Here is a 24,498-nt window from a genome sequence, read left to right on the forward strand (position 1 = left end):
CATGCCGGATGCCGGTTAGCGGCAGCCGCGGCGCCGGGAGGCGCGACACGATATAAATCGACAGGATCTTTAATGAATCCAAATCCGGGTTTCGCTGGCAAAACCGGCTAGTCGGCCATGTGGGTAGGCCAGGTGCCGTCGGCGGTCAGCGTCTTCACGGTATCCACCAAAAGGCGCATGACGCTCATCACGGCCATCGTCTTGGGGGTGCTGGGGTTGGTGCAAAAGTAAACCGAGCGCGTGAGCCGGGGTTTTTCTATATGAAGGACGCGCACCTCGGCGGAAGAGCTGTCGCCGACCACGGACGAATAAGAAAGAATCGTCGCGCCGACGCCCGAAGCAGCCAGCCCGATCAATTGCGGCGTGGTGTTGACCTCGGCGGCGATGGCGAGCCGCTGGCCGGCGCGTTGCAGATAGTCGTCCAGGCGGATCCGCAGGCTGTGGGTGCGGGTGGGAAGAATCATGGGGAAATCGCCCATTTCCGCCAGGCGTATGGTCTTGCGGCGCAGGCCGGCGGGGCCCAGGTGCTGGCGGATCCGCGACGCGGCACTGATGAAGACCAGTTCCTCGTCGATCAGGTGGGTGTAGTGCAGGTCGCGCCGCTCGTCCTGGCCGAAGGTCATGCCGATGTCGATCTCGCCCTTCTGCAGGTGTTCAGGGATGTAGCCCGAGCTCAGCTCGATGATCTGCAGGCGTATTTGCGGCCAGCGCGACAGTACCTCGGAAACGAGCGGGACGGTCAGGAAGCGCGCCAGGGATTGCGGCAGGCCGATGGCCACCTGGCCGCTGGGGACGCGCGCCTGCTGGCTGATTTCTTCGTAGGCCAGTTCGGTGCGGCGCAGGATGTCCTTGGCGTGCGCGCGCAAGCGCTCCCCCGCATCGGTCAGCGCCACGCCCTTGGGCAGCCGTTCGAACAGCGGCGTGCCCAGTTGTTCTTCGAGCTGGCGGATCAGCACGCTCAGCGCCGGCTGCGTCATGTGTTGCATTTCCGCTGCGCGCGAGATGGAGCCGGCGGCGGCTACCGACAGGAAATTTCTGAGGTCGCGCAGGTCGATCGGCATGTCAAGGGGGTCCGGAAGCGGAAGAAAAGGCGGCGTGGTATGCGGAATTTTATATAGCATCCATAAAAACATAGCATTTGACGTATGGATGGCCTGCGCCGATAGTGGCGACCGAACCGCCATGGCCGCCGCACAAGGCCATGCGAGACCGACAGGAGACCGCTATGCATGTTCGTGACCGCCGCAAATTCGTACTGGGTTCCGCCGCCGCGCTGGCCGCCGCCGCCTTGCCTGGCAAGGCCGTGATGGCGCAGTTGACCGGGGATGCGTCGACGATGCGCATCGTGGTGCCGTTCTCGGCGGCCGGCCCCACCGATTTCATCGCCCGCCTGTTCGCCCAGGCGCTTGCCGAGGAACTGAAGGCCACGGTCATCGTCGAGAACAAGCCCGGCGCCTCGGGCAACATCGGCACGCAGTTCGTGGTGGACGCCCCGGCGGACGGCACGCTGCTGGTCCATACAACGGCCGCGATGCAGGCGGTTAACCCCATCCTTTATCCCGGCCAGCGCTTCGATCCCGCCAAGGACTTGATTCCGGTCGGGATCACGGGATCATTGGCCAATGTGCTGGTCGTGCATCCGGAGTCGGGCGTGAAGACCATCGAGGAACTGGTCGCCAAGGGCAAGCAGACCGAGCTGACCTATGCGACGTTCGGCCCGGGCACCTCGCCGCACATTTACGGCGAGCTGTTGCGCGGCCTCACCGGCATCAAGGCCATTCCCATCGCCTACAAGGGCAGCGGCAACGCCAAGGCGGACATGCTGGCGGGCCGCATCGACTTCATGTTCGACAGCATGACCACCGCCGTGACGACCGTCGAGGCCGGCCAGTTGCTCGGCCTGGCCATCACCTCGCAGGAACGCTCGGCGCTGTTGCCGGACGTGCCGACGCTCAAGGAAAAGGGCTATGGCAGGCTGAACCTGAACTTCTGGTTCGTGCTGCAGGTGTCGTCCAAGACGCGCCCGGAAGTGGTGCAGCGACTGCGCGTGGCCGTGGCGAAGGCGGCGCGGAACCCTGCTTACCGCAAGGGCGTGGCCGAGCGCGGCGTGGATACCTTCACCGTGCCGGCCGACCAGGTGGAGCGCTTCGTGCGCGAGGACACCGCGGTCTGGCGCGACGCCGTGGTCGAGATGGGCATCAAGGCGGAATGACGGACAGACGCGCTCAGGCAGGAATGGAATGATGCAACCCTTAGCTGGATTGAAGGTGGTCGATTTTTCCAAGGTGCTGGCGGGACCGCTGTGCGGCCAGTACCTGGGCGAACTGGGCGCCGAGGTCATCAAGGTGGAACCCGTCGAGCTCGGCGACGACACGCGGGGCTGGACGCCCACCGTGCAAGGCGAGTCGACCATCTTCCTGGCCGTCAATCACAACAAGCGCAGCATTGCCCTGGACCTCAAGTCGGAACAGGGCCGCGAGGTCGCCCGCCGCCTGGTGCGCGATGCCGACATCGTGCTGCAAGGATTCGGCAGCGGCACGGCGCAGCGGCTCGGCATCGACCGGGACACGCTGATGACCCTCAATCCCATGCTCATCTATTGCGAGATCAGCGGCTATGGCCGCGACGGCCCGATGGGCAACGAGCCAGGCTACGACGTCATGCTGCAGGCTTTCAGCGGCATGATCAGCACCCTGGGACATCCGGGCGGCGACTACGCGCGGGCCAGCTTTTCGCCGGTGGATATCGGCACGGCGATGTTCGGGCTGAGCGGCGTGCTGGCAGCGGTGATCGAGCGGCAGCGCACCGGCAAGGGGGTGTACGTGGAGCTGGCGCTGCTCGATACGGCCCTGGGGTTCATGAGCTACATGGCGCAAACGTATTGGCATACCGGCCGGGATCCGCAGCGCATGGGCACGGCGCATCCCAGCATGTGCCCGTACCAGGCCTTCCAGGCCAAGGACGGCCCGCTCATGCTGGGCGCCGGCAACGACGCGCAGTGGCGGCGCTTTTGCGAGGCGGCGGGCATGGCGGAATATGCCGACCATCCCGACTTTGCCACCAATGCGCAGCGGCTCGCCAACCTGGCGCGCACCGTGCAGATCGTGCAGGAACGGATCGCCACGCGCACCGTGGCCGAATGGGTGGCATTGCTCAGCCGCATCAAGGTCGCCTGCTCGCCCATTCATACGCTGGGGCAGGCGCTGGGTCACCCGCAGGTCCAGGCGCGGGGCTTGATCGAGCAGACGGAGCATCCGGTGGTGGGCACGCTCAAGCAGGTCGGCCTGCCGGTGAAGTTCCAGGGCCGTCCGCGCCAGGCCGCGTGCCCGCCGCCGCTGCACGGCCAGCACACCCGGGAGATCCTGCGGGAGCTGGGGTACGGCGATGCCGACGTCGCCGCGCTGCTCGGGGCCGCGGTGGTCCGGCAATGGCAGGCCGACGAAACCAGACAACCAGGAGGTGCATGATGATTCGCTATGACGTCCGCGGCCAGACCGCGGAGATCCTGTTCGACAATCCGCCCGTCAATGCCTTGTCCGAGCAGATGCTGGACGACTACCTGGCCGCCCTGCGGCGCGCGGCGGCGGATCCCGCCGTGCGCGCCGTCATCGTCGGCAGCGCCGTGCCGGGGCGGTTCTGCGCCGGGCTGAACCTGATGGCGATCCACGCGGGCGACCATGCCCGGGTCAGGAATCTGCTGGAGCGCCTGTACGTGCGCAACGTGGACACGCAGTTCCACATGGGCAAGCCCACCATCGCCGCGGTGGACGGCACCGCCCGCGGCGGCGGCATGACGTTGGCGGTGTCGTGCGACATGATCGTGGCGTCGGAAAGCGCGGATTTCGGCTATCCCGAGGTCGACGCGGGCGTGCCGCCATCGATCCACTTTTCGCATCTGCCGCGCATCGTCGGCCGTCATCGGGCCTTCGAGCTGCTGTTCACCGGACGCGTGTTCGATGCCCGGGAGGCGGCCGGGATGGGGCTGGTGGTGCGCGTCGCGCCGGCGGGGCAGGCCATGGAGGCGGCCCGCGCGCTGGCCGGCACGCTGTGCGCCAAGTCCCCCGAGGTCCTGCGCCACGGTCGTGAGGCGTTCATGCAGGCCAACGACAATGGCTACCGGGCCGCTGTCCGGGCCGCCGCGGACAGCTTCTGCGTCGCGGCCGGGCGGCCCAGCGCCCGGGAAGGCATTGCGGCCTTTGTCGAGAAGCGCAAGCCCATCTGGCCGGCCGACGCCTGACGCAACCCGGCCGGCGCGCCGCCGCCCCGTGCGGGGCGCGTGCGCCGCGCGTCAGAACGCCACGCTGGCCGACAGCGTCAGTGTGCGCGGCGAGCCCAGCGCGAAGGCGCCCCATTGCGATACGCCGGACCAGTACTCGCGGTTGAAGGCGTTCTGCAGGTTGAGCTGGAACGTCACGTCGCTGCCTTGTATGGCGGTGACATAGCGGGCACCCAGGTCGACGCGCGTCCAGGCCGGCAGGTACGCGCTGTTCTGCTGGTTCACGTACTGTTTGGCCGAGTGGATGATGCCGGACGTGAGCGTCAGGCCCGGCACCCAGGGCAGGTCCCATTCGGCTCCTAGCGTGGCGTGCCAGCGCGGCACGCCGACCGGCTGGTTGCCGCGCAGGGCGGGGTCGGCCGTGCGCGTGAGTTCGGCGTCCAGCCAGGTAATGCCGCCAAGCAGCCGCACGCCCCGCACCGGTTCGCCCTGCAGGCTGAGCTCGACGCCGTGGTTGCGCTGCTTGCCGTTGACGCCGAACACGCCGTTGTCGAGATAACCGCTGGGCTTGGTGATCTGGAACAGGCTGAGCGTGGCCAGCACCGTATCGAAATCCGCCTTGAACCCCAGCTCATATTGCCTGGATTTGTAGGGCGCCATCATTTCGCCGGCATTGCTGGCGGTCTGGGGCGCGACATCGCCCCGCGACAGCCCTTCGATGTAACTGCCGTACACCATGGTGGACGTCGTTGGTCGGAAGATCACTCCCACCGCCGGGGTCCAGGCATGGTCGCGATACTCGCTGGTGCGCGCGCCGCTGACGCGGTCCCAGTTGTCCGCGTCGATCTGCTGATACCGGGCGCCGGCGATCACCTGCACCCGCTCGTCCAGCATGGACAGCGTGTCCGACAGCGCCAGGCTGTTCAGCCGCGAGCGCGCCACGCGCGGCAGGCTGTCGGGCTTGTCGATGTCCTGGGCCGGGTAGCGCACCGGGTCGTACAGGTTCGACGCCAGCGGAGTGCCGTCGGCGCTGTTCTGGTAGTTGGTGACTTCCAGCACCGTGGCCTGGACCGTGGCGGCGTGCCGTACCGGCCCGGTCTCGAAGCCCAGCCGGGCGCCGGCCGACGCCGTGTCGCGCTTGACCTTGAAAATGCCGTAGCGCGGCGTGCTGGTGAAATCCCCCGTGTCGTCGACAAACACCATCTGCTGGTCGAACAGGCGGTCTACCCGGGAATAGCCATGTCCCGCGTTGCCGAACAGCGTCAGCCGGTCGTTGACGTGGTACTGCACGTCCAGTAGCGCGGACCGGTCTTCCAGCTTGGACCAGCCCCAGGTCTGGGCCGGGTTGACGCTGCCGTCGGGCGCGTCCGGGACGCTCACGCCATTCGCCACGGAATACACGCGCGAGGGCGCATCCCAGTCTTCGTCCTGCAGCACCAGGTCCAGGCTGGCGACCAGTTTCTCGCCGCGGTAATCCAGGCCCAGCGCCCCGACGGAAATCTTGCGGTGCTGGTGGTCAACTTCCGTATCGCCCTGTTCGTGGCTGCCGTTGATCCGCACGCCCCATTGCTGTTGTTCGCCGAAGCGGCGGCCGATGTCGACCTGCGCCCCGCCCACCGAACGCTGTCCGTAATTGGCGGTCAGGCGCGTCACCGGCTGGTCCTCCGCGCGCTTGGGCACTATGTTGATGACGCCGCCGACGCCGCCGTCGGGCGATATGCCGTACAGCAGGCCGGTCGCGCCCTTCAGGACCTCGACCCGTTCGATATAGGGCGTGAAGGCCCGGTAATTGGGCGCCACGCCATATACGCCATTGAACGCGACCTCGCCGACGTTGCCTTCCGCGATGGGAAAGCCGCGTATGGAGTAGGAATCGACCATACCGCCGGTCTGGCTGACCGCCACGGACGGGTCATAGGCCAGCGCATCCGCGATGGTGGTGGCGTTCTGGTGGCGCAGGAAGGTCTCGGTGTAGCTGGTCAGGCTGAACGGCAGCGCCATGACGTCCTGGTTGCCGAGCATGCCGGCGCGGCCGCCGCGCGCGGTCTGGCCGCCTGCGTAGGCCTCCGGTAGCGAGTCTGCCAGGCTGGAACTGCCGACCACCGTGACGGCGGGCAGGGCGGCCACGCCCGCGGACGCTGCCTGCTTGCGCAGCGTGTATTCGCCGTTGCTTTCCCTGACGGCCTGCAGGCCGGTGCCCGCCAGCAGGCGGTCGAGCGCCTGCCGGGCGGTATAGCTGCCCGCCAGGCCCGGGCTGCGCAGCCCGGCCGTCAAGGCCGCGTTGACGGAGATGACGGCGCCCGACTGGCGTCCGAAGCTGCCCAGGGCCTGGTCCAGCGGCCCCTGGGGAATATTGAATCGATGGCGCGTCTCGGCCGTGGCGGCCGCTTGCGCATGGGCGGACGGGCCCGGGCCGGCCAGCGCCAGGCCCGCCGCCGCCCACACCAGCGTGCGGGCCAGCAGCGCCGGCCCGCGGCGTGCCGCTGGCGCGCGGTGTCCAGGCCGGCCAGGGCGGGGCGGGTGGACCGGAGGGGGGAGGGCAGCCATATGCAGTTTTCCTATGCCGATGCTTGTCATGGTCGAATCGAAGCACCCCGGATCCGCGTGGATCGTTGTTCGTGCTTTCCCTGGAGGCCGCACGAGATCCGGAAAACTGCCGGGAAATTTGTAAAAAAACCGCCATCGCGCAGGCCGGCGCCGGGCGCGGCTCAGCGCGCGGCGACCCGGGTCCAGTACCGGGTGTAGCGGCTTACCTTGACGGGCAGGCGCCGTTCCAGCGAGTCGAGGATGCGGTCGGTGGCATCCTCGCCGCGCAAGGGCCAGGCGCCGGTGATGCGCAGGGCGGCCACCTCCGGCGCCCAGCGCAGCACCCCGGGGCGATAGCGCCCCAGCTCGGCCAGGAAGTCGTCCAGCCGCATGCCCGCCGCGGTGAAGACGCCCTCCGCCCAGGCCTGGCTGCTTTCATCCAGCGGCGTGGCAGCGGCGATGGCATGCCGGGTAAAGCGCGCCTGTTCGCCGGCCCGGACCAGGATGGGCCGGCCCGCCTGGTCCAGCAGGCGCACCTCGACGGCGCCTTCGGCCACCGCCAGGCGCGTCCACGAGCCGCCGCCGGGCGCGTCGTGTCGCACGGTGAACCGCGTGCCCACCGGCGTCAGCGTGCCTTCCGCGGTCGCCACCACCAGGGGCCGGCCGGCCGGGTCGCGGCCGCTGGTCAGCATGATTTCGCCGCCGCGCAGGACGATACGGCGTTCCCGCGCGGTGAAGCGCACGTCGATGGCGCTGGCGGTGTTCAATATGACTTGCGTGCCGTCTTCGAGCACCACGCTGCGTTGTTCGCCGGTGGCGGTGCGCACATCGGCCAATGCGCCCGCCAGCGAGGCGCGCCACGGCACCTGGTCCCGGGCCAGGTAGAGCGCGGCGCCGCCCACGCCCAGCCACGCGAAGCTCTTGAGCGCGCGGCGGCGGCCGCCGGCCGTCGCGGCGCGTTGCAGGGCGGCGCGCGCAACCGCCGGCGGCAGGCGCGCTGCGCCGTCGCGCAGCCGGCCCCCCATGGCCTGAAGCTGCTGCCAGGCGCGGGCATGCTCGTCATGCGCTGCGAGCCAGCGATCGAAGGTTTCCCGTTCGCGGGCAGTCTGCATGCCCGATGCCAGGCGCACGTACCAGGCGATGGCCTGTTGCGCGACTTGGTCGGGGATGGGGGCGCGCTGCCCGGGCGCCGGCGTATCCGCTGCCGCGGCGCCGTCTGCCCTTGCCCGGGTCGGTAGCGGATCCGCCATGATCTGCTCCGCTAGCCGTTGGCCGCGAGTATCCGGAAGCAATGTCCGACGGCGCGCGTCATGGCTTTCTGCACCACGTTCACACTGGTTTCCAGCCGCGCGGCTATCTGCGGATATGTCAGGCCTTCGAGCTGGGACAACAGGAAGATCTCGCGGCAGCGCGCGGGCAGCCCGTCCAGCATGCAGGCGATCTGCTCGAGGGTTTCCAGGATCAATGCCCGATCTTCCGGCGACGGGCTGACCGCTTCGGGCTGGGCCGCCAGGGCTTCAAGCCAGGCGCGCTCCAGCTCGCGGCGGCGCCAATGGCTGACCACCAGGCCATTGGCAATGGTGGCCAGGTACGCGCGCGGTTCCCATATCTGCTCGCGCTGGCCACGGCCCAAAATGCGCAGGAAAGTATCGTGCGCCAGGTCCGCGGCGTCGGACGAGTTGCCCAGGCGGCGTCGCAGCCATGCCTGCAGCCAGCCGTGGTGGTCGCAGTAGAGGCTTTCGATATTGGCTGCCTGCTCGGGCATGGGTAGGGCTTCCGGCAGCGCCGCCGGTTTTTGTAATGAGAACTAATATCAATTATTGATTGAATCCTCCGCTTTGGCAACTGCTGCCGGCGCGCGGCAGTGTCCGGCATCACCACCGGTAGCTCATGGTCGCGTACAGCGTGCGCGGTTCGCCGTAGCGGCAGCCGGTGGAGCCGGCGCAGGAAAGGTAGTCGCGGTTGAACAGGTTGCGGGCATTCACCGTCAGGCTCAGCCCGGCCAGGCCGGGGTCGAGTTCGCCGAATTCGTAGGCGGCCATCGCGTCGACCAACAGCCGGCCCGGCACGTCGGCGCCATAGCCCGGCAGATTGGTGGAACTGGCATAGCGCAGCCCGGCTCCCAGGGTGAGCCCGGGCGCGCCGGCGGCCGTCAGGTTGTATTCGGGTCCACAGCGAGGCGCTGTGCAGCGGCACGAGGGTCACGCGCTGGTCGACCAGCGTGGGGTCGTTGCTGCGCACCGTGCGGGCATCGGTGTACGCGTAGGTGGCCAGCACCCGGAGCGCGCCGAGATCCACGCGGGCTTCCAGCTCCAGCCCGCGCGAGCGCGCCTTGCCATTCTGCACGGAATAGGTCGGATCGGCCGGGTCGGGGGTCAAGGCGTTGGTCTGGGTCAGGTTTTAGGGCATTGCTCTCGTGCAATGCCGGGCGGGGCATCGCGGGCGCCGGCCTGACGGCCTGACGGCGCGACGATCGTCGCGCCGCGTCCGCGACAATCGTCGCGGCCGGCCATGCGACAACGGCCGGCCCACCCGCTTCGCCACGCCCCGAGGGCGGCCGGCCCGGGCCGCCCGGATCTTCCATCTCCTTCATTTTCCAGCGGTTTTCCGCAAGCCTTCGCGCCTTGCCGGGAACTTGGCACGGATGTTGCATCGGTGTCTGCACGGTATCGGCTGCTTGCCATACGGATGACCGACACGACACAAGGAGACACGGCGATGACACCGAGCAGATCGCAGTTGCTATGGATGTACGAAAAGATGGTCGAGATACGCGAGTACGAAGAGACCATGGCCAAGGTGTATCTGGAGGGCAAGTTGCCGCCCAGGATCCAGAAGGGCCTGGCCTTCGACATCGGTGCCGGGCCAGTCCCGGGGGAGATGCACCTGGCGGCCGGGCAGGAGCCAGTGGCCGTCGGCGTGTGCGCGCATCTCACGCCGGACGACACCGTGGTGGGCGCGCACCGGCCGCACCACTTCGCGATCGCCAAGGGGGTGCCGCTCGATGAAATGACGGCCGAAATGTTCGGCAAGGAAACCGGGTTGGGCAAGGGCAAGGGCGGGCACATGCACCTGTTCCACCCGCCGACGAAGTTTTCCTGCAGCGGCATCGTCGGCGCGGGCGCGCCGCAGGCCTGCGGCGCGGCGCTGGCAGCCCGCAAGCTAGGACGCGACTGGGTAGCGGTGGCTTTCTTCGGCGAGGGCGCGGCCAACCAGGGGGCGTTCCACGAGGCACTGAATTTGGCGGCCCTCTGGAAGCTGCCGGTGTTGTTCATCGTCGAGGACAACAAGTACGGCATTTCGGTGGAGAAGTCCGACTCGACGGCGGTGCCGTCCAACGACTTGCGGGCGCCGGGCTACGGCATTCCCGGCGTGCTGGTGGACACCAACGACCCGGTGCGCGTGTTCGAGGCTGCCGGCGCCGCGGTGGCGCGCGCGCGGCGCGGCGACGGGCCGACGCTGATCGAGGTGAAGACCGACCGCTACCTGGGCCACTTCCAGGGCGACCCGGAGACCTACCGGCCCAAGGACGAAGCCCGGCAACTGCGTACCCGCGACCCGATCGATTTGCTGGGTGCGCGCCTGCGCGCGGACGGCGTGCTGGACGACGCGGCCGACCAGACCCTGCGCGCGGCGGTGGGCGAGCGCGTCCAGGCGGCCTACGAGTTCGGCCGCAGCAGCCCCTATCCGCGTCCCGAGGCCGCCCTGGAAAACGTGTTCGCCTGAGCCGGCGCGCCACGACCCACAACACCGGAGACAGCAATGAGCAATACAGGAACAGCACGCAGACTCACCATGGCGCAGGCCATATCGGAGGCCATCGGCCAGGAGATGGAGCGCGACGAGCGGGTCTTCGTCATGGGCGAGGACGTCGGCAAGTATGGCGGCATCTTCAGCGCGACTACGGGCCTGCTCGACCGGTTCGGCAAGGACCGCATCATGGACACGCCCATTTCGGAAACGGCATTCATGGGCGCGGCGCTGGGCGCGGCGGCCGAAGGCCTGCGGCCCATCTCGGAGCTGATGTTCGTCGATTTCTTCGGCGTGTGCTTCGACCAGATCTATAACCACATTGCCAAGAACACCTACATGTCGGGCGGCGCGGTCAAAGTGCCGCTGGTGATCACGACCGGCATCGGCGGCGGGTACAACGACGCGGCGCAGCACTCGCAATGCCTGTATTCCATCTTCGCCCACGTCCCGGGGCTGAAGGTGGTGGTGCCGTCCAATGCGTACGACGCCAAGGGCCTGATGATCCAGGCCATCCGCGACGACAACCCGGTGGTGTTCCTGTATCACAAGGGCATCATGGGCCTGACGTGGATGTCCTATTTCGAGGGCAGCACCACGCATGTGCCCGCCGAAGCGTACGCGCTGCCGTTCGGCGAGGCCGCCGTGGTGCGCGAAGGCGCCGACCTGACGATCGTGACGCTGAGCCAGATGGTGCAGAAGTCGCTGGTGGCCGCCGAGCAGTTGCAGGCCGACGGGATCAGCGCCGAGATCCTCGATCTGCGCACCTTGGTGCCGCTGGACAAGCAGGCCGTGCTGCGCTCGGTGGCCAGGACCGGCCGGCTGCTGGTCGTCGACGAAGACTACCTGAGCTTCGGCCTGTCCGGCGAGATCGCCGCCATTGTGGCCGAGAACCTTGATAGCGTGGCCCTGAAGGCGCCCGTGCGCAGGCTGGCGGTGCCCGACGTGCCCATTCCGTTCAGCCGGCCCCTCGAGCAGTTCGCCATCCCGCAGGTCGATGCGATCGCGCAGGCGGCGCGCGCGCTGGTGTCCGGGGCAGCGCACGCCACCCTGACCACGACGGAGAACTGACATGGCCGATGTTTATCTGGATGATGCCGCCTGGGCCGATACCGAGGAAGGCACCGAAGCCCTGCTGCAGGAATGGCAGGTGCAGGCGGGTGACCGGGTCGAGGCCGGGCAGGTGCTGGGGGTAGCCGAGCTGGTCAAGACCACGCACGACATCGTGGCGCCCGTGGCGGGAGTCGTGGCCAGCCTGGAAGTGGCCGCGGAAGCGAACTTCGGCCGCCAGGCCGTGTTGGCCCGGATCTCGGAGTAGCGCCATGAACCCCCCCGAGCCACAGGCCGGCGCCGAGGCCATTCCACTGTCGGGCATGCGCGGCGCCATTGCGCGCGGCATGACTGCGGGCTGGCAGATTCCGCGGGTGGCGCATCATGCCGCCGCCGATGTCACGCTGTTGCAGGAGCATCGCCGCGACGAGGCGGCCGCCGGGCGGAAGTGGTCGGTCACGCCCTACCTGCTGAAAGCCTTGGCGCTGACGCTGCGCGAGCACCCCCGCATGAACGCCCTGTTGCAGGGCAATGCCGTGGCGCCGCAGGCCGACGTCAACCTGGGTCTGGCGGTCAGCCTGGACGACGGGCTGATGGTGCCGGTGATCCGCCAGGCCGACCGCCTGTCGGTGGCGCAGCTGGCCGAGCAGGCGCGCCATCTGGCCGAGGGCGCGCGCGCCGGCACGCTGACGGCTGGCACCTACCAACGCGGCACGTTCACGGTCAGCAACCTGGGCATGACGGCGATCGACAGCTTCACGCCCATCATCAACGCGCCGCAGGTCGCCATCCTGGGGGTGACCCGGGTGCGCCACGTGCCCGTGGCCGGCGAGGACGGCCTGCTGGGCACGGCGCCCGTGATGGGCCTGCACCTGGTGTTCGACCACCGCGCCATCGACGGCTATCCGGCCGCGTGTTTCCTGTCGGCGCTGAAACAGCGCCTGGAAACCCTGGAGGGGCTGCGATGAACGCCGTCCTGTCCGCCTGCCGGGTGACGAGCTGCGTACAGGAACAGGCCTGGAACGAGGCGCGTCTTGCCCGTCCCGTCGCGCGCCCCACCGTGCAGTTGTGGCGCTACGCGGGGCCGGGCGTGGTGCTGGGGCGCAGGCAGTACGCCCTGGTCCAGGCCTGCCGGCTGCCCGGCGCCGACGATCTGGTGGTGCGCGGCGCCGGCGGCGGCGCGGTGCTGACGGGCCCGTGGATGCTCAGCGCCTCCATCCTGCTGCCGCCCGACCATCCTCTGCTGGGCACCGGCGTGGTGGCCAGCTATCGGTGGCTGGGCGTGCTGCATGCGGGCCTGCTGCGCGACCTGGGCATTGATGCCCATGCGCTGTCGCCCGACGCGGTGCGCCACCACGATGTCGCCGGCTCCGTGCCGTGGGCCTGCTTCGGTGAGTTGTCGCCCTGGGAAGTGGCGGTGGGTGGCCGCAAGATCGTCGGCCTGGCCCAGGTGCGGCGCAAACAGGGCGTGCTTCTGGCGTCCGGCACGCTGGTGTCGGCGCCGGCGTGGCCGGTGCTGTGCGACGCACTGGGGCAGCCCGCCGAAGACGCGCGGCGGCTGGCGCGCCTGACCACGTCGTGCGAGGAACAGCTGGGGGCGCCCGTGCTGATGGAAGTCCTGGCCGAGCGGCTGTCGCTGGCATTGCTCGACCTGCTGGGCCCGCATTGAAGGTTCGCCGGCATGTGGCCCACGCCGGCAAGAAAAGCACTCATACGGAACCGGATCAATCGATAGAGGAGACAGACATGGACAACAAGAACGCCTCGCAGGACAACCGTGGCCCGGCCGTCGCGATGCGCGTGGTGCGCAAGGGCGTGCCGGTCAGCCGCCGCAACTTCCTGGCGGGGTCCGGCGCGGCGCTGGTGGCGAGCCTGGGCGCGCCCGAGGTGCTGGCCCAATCGGCCCGCGCGGCGCTGACGGCCGATTTCGCGCAGCTGGGGCCCGACACCGCGGCCACCTTGCTGCAGGTCGCGCGTGACATCTTCCCGCACGACAAGCTGGGCGACAAGTACTACGCCGCGGCGATTCATCCCTACGAAACCCAGGCGGGCCAGGATGCTGCGCTGAAGGCGCTGATCCGCGAGGGCATCGACGGCCTGGATCGGCAGGCGCGCCAGCGCTTCAAGGCGGCCTACGCGGCCATCCCGTCGGAAATGGACCGCGTCGCGCTGCTGGTGGAGATCCAGGACACGCCGTTCTTCCAGCGGGTCCGCGGCGACCTGGTCACCAGTCTGTACGACAACAAGGATGTCTGGCCTTTCTTCGGCTACGAGGGGTCGTCCTGGCAGAAGGGCGGCTACCTGAACCGCGGCTTCGACGACATCGACTGGCTCTGAGTCACCGGCCGGGCAATACGACAAGAGGAAGACAAAATGGATACCAAGTTCGCGCATGACGACGGCGACGTCGTGGTCATCATCGGATCGGGGGCGGGCGGTGCCACGCTGGGCAACGAGCTGGCCCAGCGTGGCGTGAAAGTCGTCATCCTGGAAGCCGGCAAGCATTTCACCCTGGCCGATTTCGTCAACGACGAATGGGCCATGTTCAAGAAGATCTCCTGGCTCGACAAGCGCATTTCGGCGGGCGGCTGGCATCACACCAAGACTTATCCCAACCTGCCCGCCTGGATCGTCAAGGCGGTGGGCGGCTCGACCGTGCACTGGTCGGGCGTGGCGTTGCGCTTCCAGGAGCACGACTTCCATACGCGCAGCACCTATGGCGCCATCGAGGGCGCGAATGTGCTGGACTGGCCCATCACGCTGGCCGAGCTCGCGCCCTTCTACGACCTGGCGGAGAAGAAGATCGGCGTGGCCGGGGCGGCGGCCAGCGGCCAGCCGCCGCTGCCCTACAACAACCATGCCAAGGTGGTGGCCGAAGGCGCGCGGCGCATCGGCTACAAGAATATCGTGCGGCCGGCCGCGACCAATTCCGCGCCCTATGACGGCCGACCGGCGTGTATGCAGATCGGCTTCTGCATGCAGGGCTGCAAGATCGGCGCGAAATGGTCGACGCTCTATACCGAGGTGCCCAGGGCGCTGGCCACCGGCAACGCGGAGCTGCGGCCCGAATGCATGGTGCTGAAGATCGAGCACGACAAGGACGGCAAGGCTTCCGGGGTGCTGTACGTGGACGGCAACGGAAAGCAGCAGTTGCAGCGCGCCCGCATCGTCTGTGTGGCGGGCAATTCCATCGAATCGCCGCGCCTGCTGCTGAACTCGGCCTCGAGCCTGTTTCCGCAGGGCCTGGCCAACAGTTCGGGCCAGGTGGGCCGCAACTACATGAACCACGCCACGGCCGCCGCCATCGCGATCCACAAGGGGCCGGTGTATATGAACCGCGGGTTCGACATCGGCGCAGTGGTGGCCGACGAGGTGCCGCTCAATGCCAAGCGCGGGTTCGCCGGCGGGTATTACCTGGAAGGGCTGGCGCTGGGCTTCCCCTACACGGCGGCATTCATCAAGCCGGGCGGCTGGGGGCGCGACCTGGCATCGGCGCTGGAGAACTACGATCGCATGACCGCGATCTGGGTATGCGGCGAAGATCTGGCCCGCGAGGAGAACAGCATCACGCTGCATCCGACCGAAAAAGACCAGTACGGACTGCCCGTGCCCATCGTGACCAAGACCTATCACGACAACGACAATGCGATCGCGGCACATGGCCTCAAGCAGTTCCGGGCGCTGTCCGAGGCGGTGGGCGCCACCCGGGTGATCGACATGCCGGCCTATCCGGCCAGCCACAACATGGGCACCAACCGCATGAGCGCCAAGGCGTCCGACGGCGTGGTGAACAAATGGGGCCAGGCGCACGACGTCAAGAACCTGTTCGTGTCGGACGGCAGCCAGTTCACCTCCAGCTCGGCCGCCAACCCGACCTTGACCATCGTCGCGCTGGCCATCCGGCAGGCCAAGTATATTGCCGACGCGATGCAGCGCCGGGAGATCTGACGCGCGGGCCGCTGCGGGGACGGATGCCGGCCACAGGCCGCCACCGCCCGCGTCGCTGGCGGCCGCCTGGTGTATCATCGATTCGATACGACGAGAGGCCCACACAAGAGCGGGCCCGATCCGGGAAGCGGCGCGCGGCCTGGGAGACAAGCATGCTGCGAAGCGAACAGCGCGAACACATTGAACGCATCATCACGCTCGCCAACGCCGGCGGGCAGGCCGTCGCGGCCAACGAGATCGAGCGCTCCTGGCTGCGTTGCGTCCACGATTACGGCATGGACCCCACCCGCCCGGAGCCGGCGCGCATTCTCGAGGCGCACGAGCTGCGCGAACACCAGGACCAGATCGAAGGGTTCCTCGGGGTGGCTCGCATCGGCATGGAGCAGTTGTACAAGCGCGTGTCGTCGCTGGGCTACGTGCTGCTGCTGACCGACGCCGATGGCGTGGCGGTGGATTTTATCGGCAACGATGCCTTGCGCAACGACCTGAAGCGCGCCGGGCTGTACCTGGGCGCCGACTGGAGCGAACTGCGCGCCGGTACCTGCGGCGTGGGCACCTGTATCGTCGAGCAGGCCGCCGTCACCTGCCACCGCACCGACCACTTCGATGCGTCGCACATCGCCCTGACCTGCAACAGCGCGCCACTGTTCGATCCCACCGGCGGGTTCATGGGGGTGCTGGACGTCTCGTCGCTCAAGGCCGACGGCCCGCGGGAAAGCCAGCACCTGGCCCTGCAGATCACTGCCATGTATGCGCAGATGATCGAGAACTCCAATTTCCTGAGCTATTTCGGCGACCACTGGATACTGCGCCTGGGCCTGGCCGGGTCGCTGGTCGATATCGCCAACGATATCCTGTTGGCTTTCGATGCCGACGGCGTGGTGGCGGGCATGAACCGCAATGCCCGCTGCACGCTGGCGCCCGGCGGCGACGCGAGCGCCTGTACGGGACAGCCTCTGACCGCCATTTTCGACGCCGCGCTGGGCGAGATCCTGCAAGCGGTGCACATGCCGCCGTCCGCCGAGCGCACGACGCTGCGCACGCACGGCGGCCAGACCTATTTCGTCAACGCCATCGCGCCGCGCGCCCGCAAGCCGGCGGCGCGCGCGCCGGCCGAACTGCCGGCCCTGCCGCACGAGGCGCTGCGGGTGTTGGCGGGACACGACCCGGCCATGCAGCGCCTGATCGGCCAGGCCCAACGGCTGGCCAGCAAGCCGGTCAATATCCTGGTGCACGGCGAGACGGGTACGGGCAAGGAGGTGCTGGCCAAGGCGATCCACGTGGCGGGCCCGCGGCGCGAGCGGCCGTTCGTGGCCGTCAACTGCGCGGCGATCCCCGAGACGCTGATCGAAAGCGAGCTGTTCGGCTACGTGGCCGGCACGTTCACGGGCGCCCGCGCCAACGGCCAGCGCGGGTTGATCCTGCAGGCCGACGGCGGCACGCTGTTCCTGGACGAGATCGGCGACATGCCGATACACCTGCAGAGCAGGCTGCTGCGCGTGCTGTCCGAGCGCGAAGTGGTGCCGCTGGGTGCGCAGCGGCCCACGCCGGTCGACCTGCGGGTGGTGGCGGCTTCGCACCGGGACCTGCGCCAGCTGATTGCGCAGGGCACGTTCCGCGAAGACCTGTATTACCGGCTCAGCGGCGCCACGTTGCATCTTCCCGCCTTGCGTGACCGCGAAGACCGCGAGTACTTGCTCGACCTGATCGCCGGCCAGGAAGCGCACGAGCTGGGCGTGGCGCCGTATTTCGACGGCGCGGCGCGCCAGGCGCTGCTGGGCTATGCGTGGCCCGGCAATGTGCGCCAACTGCGCAACATGCTGCGTTTCGCCCTGGCGATGAGCGACGACGGGAACCTGACCCTCGAGACGCTGCCGCCCGAGCTGTTCGAGCATGCCACCGGCGGCCGCGAGCCGGTGGCGCTGCCGGCCGGTGCCGAGGCGCCGCCGCCCGCCGGCGCGGCCAGCGGCGAGGCCGGGCCATTGCTGGCTTTGCTGCAGCGGCACCGTTGGCACGTGCCGTCGGTGGCCAGGGAGCTCGGTCTGGCGCGCGCCACGGTCTACCGGCGCATGGAAAAACTGGGCATCGCGCCGTCGTCCCGCCAGCAATAGGGGGCGGCGCGCGCCGCTACTTCAGCAGCGCCGCGTTCTTGGCCAGCACCGCATCGGCGCACTGGGCGTCCAGGTGGCCGCCCGGCGCGCCCGCCACGCCGATGGCGCCGATGACCTGGTCGCCGCGCTTGAGCGGCACGCCGCCGCCCAGCAGCAGGAACCCGGGGATGTCGGTCAGGTTGGCGGCGCCGGGGTTCTTCTGGGCGTTTTCCATGATGGCCAGGGTCGGCGCCTTGGCGGAAGCCGAGGTGAAGGCCTTGGCGCGGCTGGCTTCGATGGTGTGCGGGCCGGCGTTGTCGGCGCGCGCGAAGGCTTGCAGCTGCCCGCTGCCGTCGACCACGGCGGCGCTCACCGCGTAGCCTTGTGCCTGGCATGCCGCCACGGTTTCGGTGGCGAGCTTCTGGGCGTCGGCCAGGGCCAGCTTGTGGGTCGTGACCACGGCCGCGCCGGCGGCCTGCGAAACGGCGGCAAAGCAGAGCAGGGCAAGGGATTTTCGCATCATGTCGGTGTCCTCGAAGCGTATCGGAAAGGGAACCGACAGCTTAATGACGAGGCGCGCCGGCCGCCATGCGCACGGCCACGGCACGGCCTCCGTAGCGCTACGGAGGCTCAGGCCAGCAGGGCGGCGTATTGCCGGATCAGCTGCGCCAGGGACTCGGCCTCGAGCTTGGCGAACACATGGGCGCGGTAGGTTTCCACGGTGCGCGGCGACAGCCCCAGGTCGCGCGCGATCTGCTTGTTGCTGACGCCTTCGACGACCCGTCGCAGCACTTCTTCTTCGCGCCCCGACAGTCTGGCCAGCCGCTGGGTGGCCTCGCGTGTGGCGGCCAGTTTTTCGCGGCTGGCGATGTGCTGGCGCACCGCGCCCTGCACCGCGTCGAGGAACTGGTCGTCGTCCACCGGCTTCTGCAGGAACTCCACCGCGCCGGTCTTGAAGGCGCGCCGGCACAGGTCGACATTGGCGTGCCCGGTCAGCATGATGACCGGCAGGTCGGACTGGGCGGCCATTTGCTCCAGCACTTGCAGCCCGCCGATGCCGGGCATGCGGATGTCCAGCACCAGGCAGCCGATCGCGTAGTCGTGCCGCTGCGCCAGGAAGGCCTGCGGGTCGCCGAAGCCGGCGCTGCGCAGCCCGACGCTGGCCAGCAGCAGCGCCAGCCTGTCGCGCACGGCGTCGTCGTCGTCGACCAGATAGACCACCGGGGATTGATTCGAGAGATCGTTCATGGGCTCCGGGCGGCAGTCGCCGGCAGCGGCAGGGCCAGCGTCGCGCACACGCCGCCCTCGTCGCGGTTGCGGATTTCCAGGTGCGCGTCCATGGCCCCGGCCAGGGTCTCGCACAGCGCCAGCCCCAGGCCCATGCCCTGGCTGCGCGTGGTGTAGAACGGCTCGAAAATGCGCGGCAGCACGTCGGCCGCGATGCCCGGTCCGTTGTCGCGCACCGTGAATACGTAGCGGCCATCGTCGCGCACCTGTCCGCCGATGTCCAGGCGGCGCGGCGCGGGGCGCGTCGCCAGCGCATCGGCGGCATTCTGCACCAGGTTGTGCAGGATCTGTTCCAGCACGACGCGGTCGCCCAGCGGGCGCGCGCCGGGATCGGCGTTGTGCCAGTCCAGGCGTATGCCCAGCCGCGCCAGTTCGCTTTCGCGCAGGAAGCGCAATGAGGCGATCAGCGCGTCGGGGGCCAGCTGGCTGCGCTGTACCGGCTGGCCGTGCGCGACCAGGGTGCGCAGCCGGCCGAGTATCTCCGCCGCGCGGCGCGCCTGGCTGGCTGTCGCCTGCAGGGCGCGGCGCACTTCGGGCTGTTCGTCCGGATCGTCGAGCAGGCGCTGGGCCGCGCCGGTATGGGCCAGGATGGCGGTCAGCGGCTGGTTCAGCTCGTGCGCGATGCCGGCGGCCATTTCGCCCAGGGTATTGAGCCGGCCGATGGCCGCCAGGCGCGCCTGTTCGCGCTCGCGCAGGGCATAGGCGCGCGAGCGCCGCCAGAGGGTCCAGCCGGCCACCAGCGCCGCGCTAGCCAGGGCCCAGGCCAGCCACGCCGCCCAGGGCCACGAGGCGGGCGCCAGGCGGCGCGCGCCATGCAGCATGAACGGCTGGCTGGCCGCGCCCAGCGGCTTGCCGCGTTGCAGGTGCCAGCCCGGGCCCGTCGCGTCGCCGCGCGCGGGCAGCAGGTCCAGCCGCCCGCCGGGCAACGCCAGGCTCAGGGCGTCGAGCGTGGGCGGCACGTCCGTGTCCGCCACCAGCTGCCGCGCATCCAGCAGGATCGCCCAGCCCGAGGGCGCCACCAGCCAGTAGGCGGCAGGCCCGGCGGCCAGCGCCACCGGCTGGCCGGCCTGTGCGGCCCGCCCGACCGCCTCGGCCAGGCCGGCGGGCGGTGGCGCGCTGCCGCGCCATTGCCCGGCGTCCAGGCGGCCCACCGCCTGCAACTGCGGCAAGGCCGGTTGCAGGCTGGGGAACAGGCGTTCGGGCGCGGGCGGGTGGGACAGCGCCGCCAGCGTGGCGAGCACGGCTTCGTGCTGCACGGCCTTCTGGCTGAGCATGCGGTGCGCGATGCTGGTGTCTTGGACGAAGCGATCGCGCTGCGCGGCGTAGTCTTGCAGGCCGATGCCGGCGACGCCGAGAATCAGGAGCAGCAGCCAGGCAATGGCCGCCGGCGGAAATGACCGGGACATGGTGGTCGGGATTATCGCATCGGGCGCCCCGGCGCCGGGTTCCGTACGGCTACGGAGGGCGCGGCGCTAGCGGGCGGGCGTCGCCTCGGCCAGCCAGCGCGCGACGATGTCCAGCACGGCGCTTTCCTGTTCGCGATGCGGCACATGGCCGCAGCCGGGCAGGATCTCCTGGCGGCCGCGGGCCAGGGCGGCGATGTGCGCCGGGTGGTACAGGGACCCATATTCGTCCTGGTCGCCGTGCAGGGCCAGTGCCGGGCAGCGCACGCGGCGCAGGTCGCCGTCCAGGTTCCAGGCCGCGAATTCCGGCGACAGCCAGGTGTCGACCCAGGCGCTCAGCACCCATGCCGCCTTGTCGCCGTGGTACTTCTGCAGGCGCTCGAGCTGGCCCGGCTGGGCGAAGTCCTGGCGGGCCTGCCGGATGCCCGCCAGCGTGTGTTCTTCGGCGAAGGCCTGCGCCGATTCGGTGACCAGGCCCTGGCACGCCGCGCCGTATTCGGCGGCGCAGACGATCGCCATGCCGCCGCCGACGCTGTGGCCGAACAGGACGAATCGCTCCAGGCCGAGCTGCTCGCGCAGCCGGCGGAAGCCGTCATGGGCCTCCTGGTGCACGAAGCGGCTGTCCAGCGTGCCCGGATGCGGGTCGGATTGCCCGAAGCCCAGGCGGTCGTACGCGATGACGCTGCGCCCGGTCGCCAGCGCCAGGCGCTCGGGGAAGTCGCGCCACAGCGCCACGCATCCCAGCGAGTCGTGCAACAGCACGATCGGCGCCGGGCCGTCGGGCAGGTCCGCGGCGGGCGTCCAGCGCCGGGTGTAGAGCCTGCCTTGAGCAGTGTCGATATAGGCGTCGTGCGTGATGAGGGCCGTCATGAAGCTGGCATTGCAACAATTAATGCGTCAATATTACATGCCCGCCGGTCGCCGGCGCTTAAGTGTGGACTGTCCGATGACGTAAGCCTGAGTGAAGGCGCCGTGATGGCGTGAGCGTGATTCGGTCCAAACCAGGAGGCTGGTATGAAAGAAGCGCGAGCACTATGGGCAGGCGTGGCGATGGCGGCATTGGCCATGCCGGGAATCGCGGCGGGCGCGGGCGGCAGGATCCACTTCGTGGGCAGCATTGTGGTGCCGGCCAGTTGCCAGGCGCAGGTCAGCCTGCGGCAGGCCGGCACCAGGGCGGACGCGGCCTGTCACCACCCTGCGGCGCCCGCGGCGGCGCCGCAAGCGCCGCATGTCAGCATCCAGCCGCTGCCGCGCGTCACTGCCGCGCTGCCGGGGCGTCCGCAGGCCTATGTGGTGACGCTGTCCTATCGATAAGCCGGGCGCGGGCAGGCCTCAGGTGGCGACCACCGCCACGGTCTGCCCTTCCTGGACCATCTCGCCTTCGCGCACCAGGATCTCCGCGATGCGGCCGGCATCGTTGGCCACCACGGGAATCTCCATCTTCATCGACTCGACCAGCATGACCACGTCGTCGGGCTGGACGGCGGCGCCCGGTTCGGCCTGGATTTTCCACACGGTGCCGGTCACTTCGGCCACTACGTTTGCGCGTCCCACTTCGGTTCTCCTTGTTTGATGGGTTGCCGGCCGGCCGTCACGGCTTGGCCAGCTTCAGGTCCAGCAGCAGGTCGCGCGTGGAGGCGTATTCGGCGTCCAGCACTTTCCGCATTTCTTCGTGCCGCGCGAAGCGCGGCCGCCACAGCTGGGTTTGCAGGAAGTCGTTCCATTCCTTGCTGGCGGCCACCTTGGCCAGCGCCGATTCCCAGTACGCCAGTTGCGCCGGGGTCATGTCCTTCGGGCCGAGCACGCCCTGTACCGAGGTCGAGACCGCGTCGATGCCCTGTTCCTTCCAGGTCGGCACCGCGGCCAGCTGGCCGGGCAGCCGCTCGGCCGTGGTCACCGCCAGCAGGCGGATGGTGCCGGCCTTGTACTGCGACAGCACATTGGGCGACGAGGCCGACACCACGTCGACGTGGCCGCCCAGCAGCGCCGTGATGGATTCGCCGGACGATTTGTACGGCACGATGACCAGCTTGGTGATGTCCACGCCGGCCTGCTTGAGCGGCTTGGCGATCGCCAGGTGGATGTGGTTGCCCACCGAGGTGGCCACGGCGATCGACAGCGAGTCGGGCTTCTGCTTCAGCTGCGCCACCAGGTCGTGCACGTTCTTGAATGGCGAGTCGGCGCGCACCGCCACCAGCATGGACTCTTCCAGCAGCAGGGCGATGGGCGTCATCTCGGCGTATGACAAGGCATCGGGATGCAGCACGCGGGCGCTGATCATGCCGGTGCTGAAGGTGCCCAGCCAGTGCGCGTCGCCGGGATGGGCGCGCAGGGTCTGCAGGCCCACCGCGCCGCTGCCGCCGGGCTTGTTGGAGATGACCAGCGTCTGGTCCAGCACCTTTTGCTGTTCGAGCAGCCGCTGCAGCTCGCGCGCGGCGGTGTCCAGGGCGGCGCCCGGCCCGGCCGGCACCACGAACTCTACACTGTGCCGCGGCTGCCATGACTGGGCCTGCGCGGGCCAGCCGAAGGTCGCCGCCACGCAGGCCGTCCACACCATCATGCTGCGAAGTAACGCATTCATCATCGTGTCTCCTTGCGGTCGGCTCGCCGGCAGGGTGGCCCCGGGCGACGGCCGTCCGTCGTTGTCGAAAACCGCAACCCGCCGCGGATCAGCGGGCCTTGAGCACTTCCCAGGCGTCCTCCACCCAGTCGCACAGCACGTCGCGCGTTTCGCGCGGGTCGATCACATCCAGCATGCCGAATTTCTCGGCGGTGCGGAACGGCGACGCGATGCGGTGGTAGTAGGCTTCCAGCCGCGCCTGCTCGGCCGCCGGGTCGTCGGCGGACGCGATTTCGTTGCGGTGCGCCGCCGCCACCCCGCCCTCGATGGGAATCGAGCCCCAGCGCGCCGAGGGCCAGGCGAAACGGTGGTTGAGCCGGGGGAAATGCTTGGGGGCGTGCAGGCCGCCGGCCATGCCGAAGGCGCGCCGCATGATGATCGACACCCACGGGATGGTGGCCTTCTCGATCGTGGTCAGCACCCGCACTGCGCCCAGCAGCGTGCCGCTGAGCTCGGCTTCCGGCCCGGTCGCGTTGCCTGGCTGGTCCACCAGGTGCACCACGGGCAGGTTGAAGGTCTGGCACAGCTTGACGTGCCGCTCGATCTTCCAGGCCGAGGCGGTGGTCATGGCGCCGCCCGAGACGCGCGGGTCGCTGCACAGCACGCCCACCGGGTAGCCGTGCAGCCGCGCCAGCGCGGTGATGGTCGAGCCGCCCTGGTGGCGGCCGATCTCGAACAGGCTGTCGCGGTCGAATACGGAGGCGAGGATCTTGCGCGGATCGTAGACCTTGCGGCGGTCTTTCGGAATGGCGTTCTTCAGCCAGTCGTCGGCGCGGCCGGGCGGGTCGTCGGTGGCGATGCGCTCGGCCATCAGCCCGGCATGGCGCGGCACGTATGACAGGAAGCGCCGCACCTGCTCGAAGGCATCGGCCTCGCTGGCGGCTTCGTTGTGCACCAGCGCGCTGCGGCGGTGCACCTGGTAGCCGCCCAGCTCGTTCTTGTCGATGTCGATGCCGTAGGCCTGCTTGACCACCGGCGGCCCGGCGGCGAAGACCTGCGCCTGGTCGCGCACCATGACCGAAAAATGCGACATCAGCACTTTGATGGCGCCCAGCCCAGCGCAGGCGCCCAGCGCCACGCCCACCACCGGCACGGCGTCGAGCAGGGGCACCACCGGCCAGGTGGGGTAGCCGGGGATCTTGCTGCTGCCCTGCTGCTCCAGCAGCTTGACGCTGCCGCCGGCGGTGTCCACCAGGCGCACCAGGGGCATCTGCAGGTCCAGCGCCATGCGTTCGGCGTAGATCCATTTGTCGGAGATGGTGGCTTCGGAGGAGCCGGCGCGCAGCGTGTAGTCGTCGGCCGAGATCATGGCCTTGCGGCCGTCGATGCGCCCGGAGCCGATGATGGCGTTGACCGGCGACAGCGACTGGAAGAAGCCGTCCGCGTCATAGCGGCCCTTGCCGGCGATGCGGCCCAGCTCGCGGAACGTGCCGGCATCGCACAATAGCGCGATGCGCTCGCGGGCATTCAGGCGGCCGCGCGCCTTGTGCCTGGCCAGCGCTTCGGGGCCGCCCATGGCGGCCGCCTGCTCGCGCCGCGCCGCCAGTTCCCGCAGTTCCGCTTCCCAGTCCTGTCCGGCGGTTGCGTCGTGCCTCTGTTCCATTGCCT

At 69.2% G+C, this 24,498-nt stretch carries 24 protein-coding genes and 1 pseudogene; 12 read left to right on the plus strand and 13 right to left on the minus strand.

The features are described 5' to 3' along the window. Nucleotides 1-107 precede the first annotated feature (107 nt). Nucleotides 108-1,061, minus strand: a complete 954-nt coding sequence (locus CAL24_RS01740) for a LysR family transcriptional regulator (RefSeq protein WP_028354627.1) — start codon at nt 1,059-1,061, stop codon at nt 108-110. A 164-nt stretch (nt 1,062-1,225) separates the two neighbouring features. Here CAL24_RS01740 and CAL24_RS01745 point away from each other — a divergent pair, with 164 nt between their 5' ends. Genes CAL24_RS01745 through CAL24_RS01755 form a run of 3 tightly spaced genes read left to right on the plus strand, consistent with a single transcriptional unit; the run spans nt 1,226 to nt 4,237 of the window. Beyond that, nucleotides 1,226-2,212 (plus strand): Bug family tripartite tricarboxylate transporter substrate binding protein, encoded by a 987-nt coding sequence (locus CAL24_RS01745; protein ID WP_094805556.1) that lies wholly within the window; start codon nt 1,226-1,228, stop codon nt 2,210-2,212. A gap of 31 nt (nt 2,213-2,243) precedes the next feature. Next, on the plus strand, nt 2,244-3,467 hold the full coding sequence (locus tag CAL24_RS01750; RefSeq protein ID WP_094805603.1) for a CaiB/BaiF CoA transferase family protein: 1,224 nt from the start codon (nt 2,244-2,246) through the stop codon (nt 3,465-3,467). After that, nucleotides 3,464-4,237: an enoyl-CoA hydratase/isomerase family protein gene (locus CAL24_RS01755; RefSeq protein WP_094805557.1), complete on the plus strand. Its 774-nt coding sequence runs from the start codon at nt 3,464-3,466 to the stop codon at nt 4,235-4,237. Before CAL24_RS01750 ends, CAL24_RS01755 begins: the two co-directional genes overlap by 4 nt. 51 nt (nt 4,238-4,288) lie before the next feature. Here CAL24_RS01755 and CAL24_RS01760 read toward each other — a convergent pair whose 3' ends face one another. The 5 genes and pseudogenes from CAL24_RS01760 to CAL24_RS24410 all read right to left on the minus strand — a co-directional run. Next, a complete protein-coding gene (locus CAL24_RS01760) occupies nt 4,289-6,763 on the minus strand; it encodes a TonB-dependent receptor (RefSeq protein ID WP_094805558.1) in 2,475 nt (824 codons plus the stop codon). 161 nt (nt 6,764-6,924) lie between these two features. Next, on the minus strand, nt 6,925-7,992 hold the full coding sequence (locus CAL24_RS01765; protein ID WP_094805559.1) for a FecR domain-containing protein: 1,068 nt from the start codon (nt 7,990-7,992) through the stop codon (nt 6,925-6,927). Nucleotides 7,993-8,003: 11 nt separating this feature from the next. Further along, a complete protein-coding gene (locus CAL24_RS01770) occupies nt 8,004-8,507 on the minus strand; it encodes a sigma-70 family RNA polymerase sigma factor (protein ID WP_094805560.1) in 504 nt (167 codons plus the stop codon). Nucleotides 8,508-8,616: 109 nt separating this feature from the next. After that, nucleotides 8,617-8,811: a hypothetical protein gene (locus tag CAL24_RS24405; protein WP_349290564.1), complete on the minus strand. Its 195-nt coding sequence runs from the start codon at nt 8,809-8,811 to the stop codon at nt 8,617-8,619. A 154-nt stretch (nt 8,812-8,965) separates the two neighbouring features. Further along, nucleotides 8,966-9,088 (minus strand): annotated as a pseudogene (locus CAL24_RS24410) (hypothetical protein); the annotation flags it as partial. 372 nt (nt 9,089-9,460) lie between these two features. Between CAL24_RS24410 and CAL24_RS01780 the strand changes: the two are divergent. The 8 genes from CAL24_RS01780 to CAL24_RS01815 all read left to right on the plus strand — a co-directional run bounded on the left by CAL24_RS01780 (nt 9,461) and on the right by CAL24_RS01815 (nt 17,601). Continuing rightward, nucleotides 9,461-10,468 (plus strand): thiamine pyrophosphate-dependent dehydrogenase E1 component subunit alpha, encoded by a 1,008-nt coding sequence (locus CAL24_RS01780; RefSeq protein WP_094805561.1) that lies wholly within the window; start codon nt 9,461-9,463, stop codon nt 10,466-10,468. Between the two features lie 36 nt (nt 10,469-10,504). Then, a complete protein-coding gene (locus tag CAL24_RS01785; RefSeq protein ID WP_094805562.1) occupies nt 10,505-11,563 on the plus strand; it encodes an alpha-ketoacid dehydrogenase subunit beta in 1,059 nt (352 codons plus the stop codon). Between the two features lies 1 nt (nt 11,564). Beyond that, nucleotides 11,565-11,810, plus strand: a complete 246-nt coding sequence (locus CAL24_RS01790; protein ID WP_094805563.1) for a lipoyl domain-containing protein — start codon at nt 11,565-11,567, stop codon at nt 11,808-11,810. Nucleotides 11,811-11,814: 4 nt separating this feature from the next. Next, nucleotides 11,815-12,510, plus strand: a complete 696-nt coding sequence (locus tag CAL24_RS01795) for a dihydrolipoamide acetyltransferase family protein (protein WP_094805564.1) — start codon at nt 11,815-11,817, stop codon at nt 12,508-12,510. Then, on the plus strand, nt 12,507-13,211 hold the full coding sequence (locus CAL24_RS01800; RefSeq protein WP_094805565.1) for a lipoate--protein ligase family protein: 705 nt from the start codon (nt 12,507-12,509) through the stop codon (nt 13,209-13,211). The genes CAL24_RS01795 and CAL24_RS01800 overlap by 4 nt, the downstream gene beginning before the upstream one ends. Before the next feature lie 77 nt (nt 13,212-13,288). After that, entirely contained in the window at nt 13,289-13,879 is a 591-nt protein-coding gene (locus tag CAL24_RS01805; RefSeq protein WP_212591720.1) for a twin-arginine translocation signal domain-containing protein, read from the plus strand. Nucleotides 13,880-13,915: 36 nt separating this feature from the next. Continuing rightward, nucleotides 13,916-15,490, plus strand: a complete 1,575-nt coding sequence (locus tag CAL24_RS01810; protein WP_094805566.1) for a GMC family oxidoreductase — start codon at nt 13,916-13,918, stop codon at nt 15,488-15,490. Between the two features lie 152 nt (nt 15,491-15,642). Continuing rightward, nucleotides 15,643-17,601, plus strand: a complete 1,959-nt coding sequence (locus tag CAL24_RS01815) for a sigma-54-dependent Fis family transcriptional regulator (protein ID WP_094805567.1) — start codon at nt 15,643-15,645, stop codon at nt 17,599-17,601. A gap of 16 nt (nt 17,602-17,617) precedes the next feature. On the opposite strand, the gene CAL24_RS01820 is transcribed toward CAL24_RS01815, so the two are convergent. The 4 genes from CAL24_RS01820 to CAL24_RS01835 form a co-directional block, all read right to left on the minus strand. Further along, nucleotides 17,618-18,100: a GlcG/HbpS family heme-binding protein gene (locus CAL24_RS01820; RefSeq protein ID WP_094805605.1), complete on the minus strand. Its 483-nt coding sequence runs from the start codon at nt 18,098-18,100 to the stop codon at nt 17,618-17,620. 110 nt (nt 18,101-18,210) lie between these two features. Further along, nucleotides 18,211-18,828 (minus strand): response regulator transcription factor, encoded by a 618-nt coding sequence (locus tag CAL24_RS01825; protein ID WP_094805606.1) that lies wholly within the window; start codon nt 18,826-18,828, stop codon nt 18,211-18,213. Continuing rightward, on the minus strand, nt 18,825-20,273 hold the full coding sequence (locus CAL24_RS01830) for a sensor histidine kinase (RefSeq protein ID WP_094805568.1): 1,449 nt from the start codon (nt 20,271-20,273) through the stop codon (nt 18,825-18,827). The genes CAL24_RS01825 and CAL24_RS01830 overlap by 4 nt, the downstream gene beginning before the upstream one ends. A gap of 66 nt (nt 20,274-20,339) precedes the next feature. Further along, on the minus strand, nt 20,340-21,140 hold the full coding sequence (locus CAL24_RS01835; RefSeq protein ID WP_094805569.1) for an alpha/beta fold hydrolase: 801 nt from the start codon (nt 21,138-21,140) through the stop codon (nt 20,340-20,342). Between the two features lie 144 nt (nt 21,141-21,284). Between CAL24_RS01835 and CAL24_RS01840 the strand changes: the two genes are divergently transcribed. Further along, a complete protein-coding gene (locus tag CAL24_RS01840; RefSeq protein WP_141218037.1) occupies nt 21,285-21,584 on the plus strand; it encodes a hypothetical protein in 300 nt (99 codons plus the stop codon). Nucleotides 21,585-21,602: 18 nt separating this feature from the next. On the opposite strand, the gene CAL24_RS01845 is transcribed toward CAL24_RS01840, so the two are convergent. The 3 genes from CAL24_RS01845 to CAL24_RS01855 form a co-directional block, all read right to left on the minus strand. Continuing rightward, complete coding sequence (locus CAL24_RS01845) at nt 21,603-21,824, minus strand: biotin/lipoyl-binding carrier protein (RefSeq protein WP_094805571.1); 222 nt, start codon at nt 21,822-21,824, stop codon at nt 21,603-21,605. A gap of 37 nt (nt 21,825-21,861) precedes the next feature. Further along, on the minus strand, nt 21,862-22,851 hold the full coding sequence (locus tag CAL24_RS01850) for a Bug family tripartite tricarboxylate transporter substrate binding protein (protein WP_141218038.1): 990 nt from the start codon (nt 22,849-22,851) through the stop codon (nt 21,862-21,864). A gap of 88 nt (nt 22,852-22,939) precedes the next feature. Then, nucleotides 22,940-24,493, minus strand: a complete 1,554-nt coding sequence (locus CAL24_RS01855) for an acyl-CoA carboxylase subunit beta (protein WP_094805572.1) — start codon at nt 24,491-24,493, stop codon at nt 22,940-22,942. Nucleotides 24,494-24,498 lie beyond the last annotated feature (5 nt).

This window comes from Bordetella genomosp. 2 (genome assembly GCF_002261345.1).
GTDB lineage: Bacteria > Pseudomonadota > Gammaproteobacteria > Burkholderiales > Burkholderiaceae_B > Bordetella_A.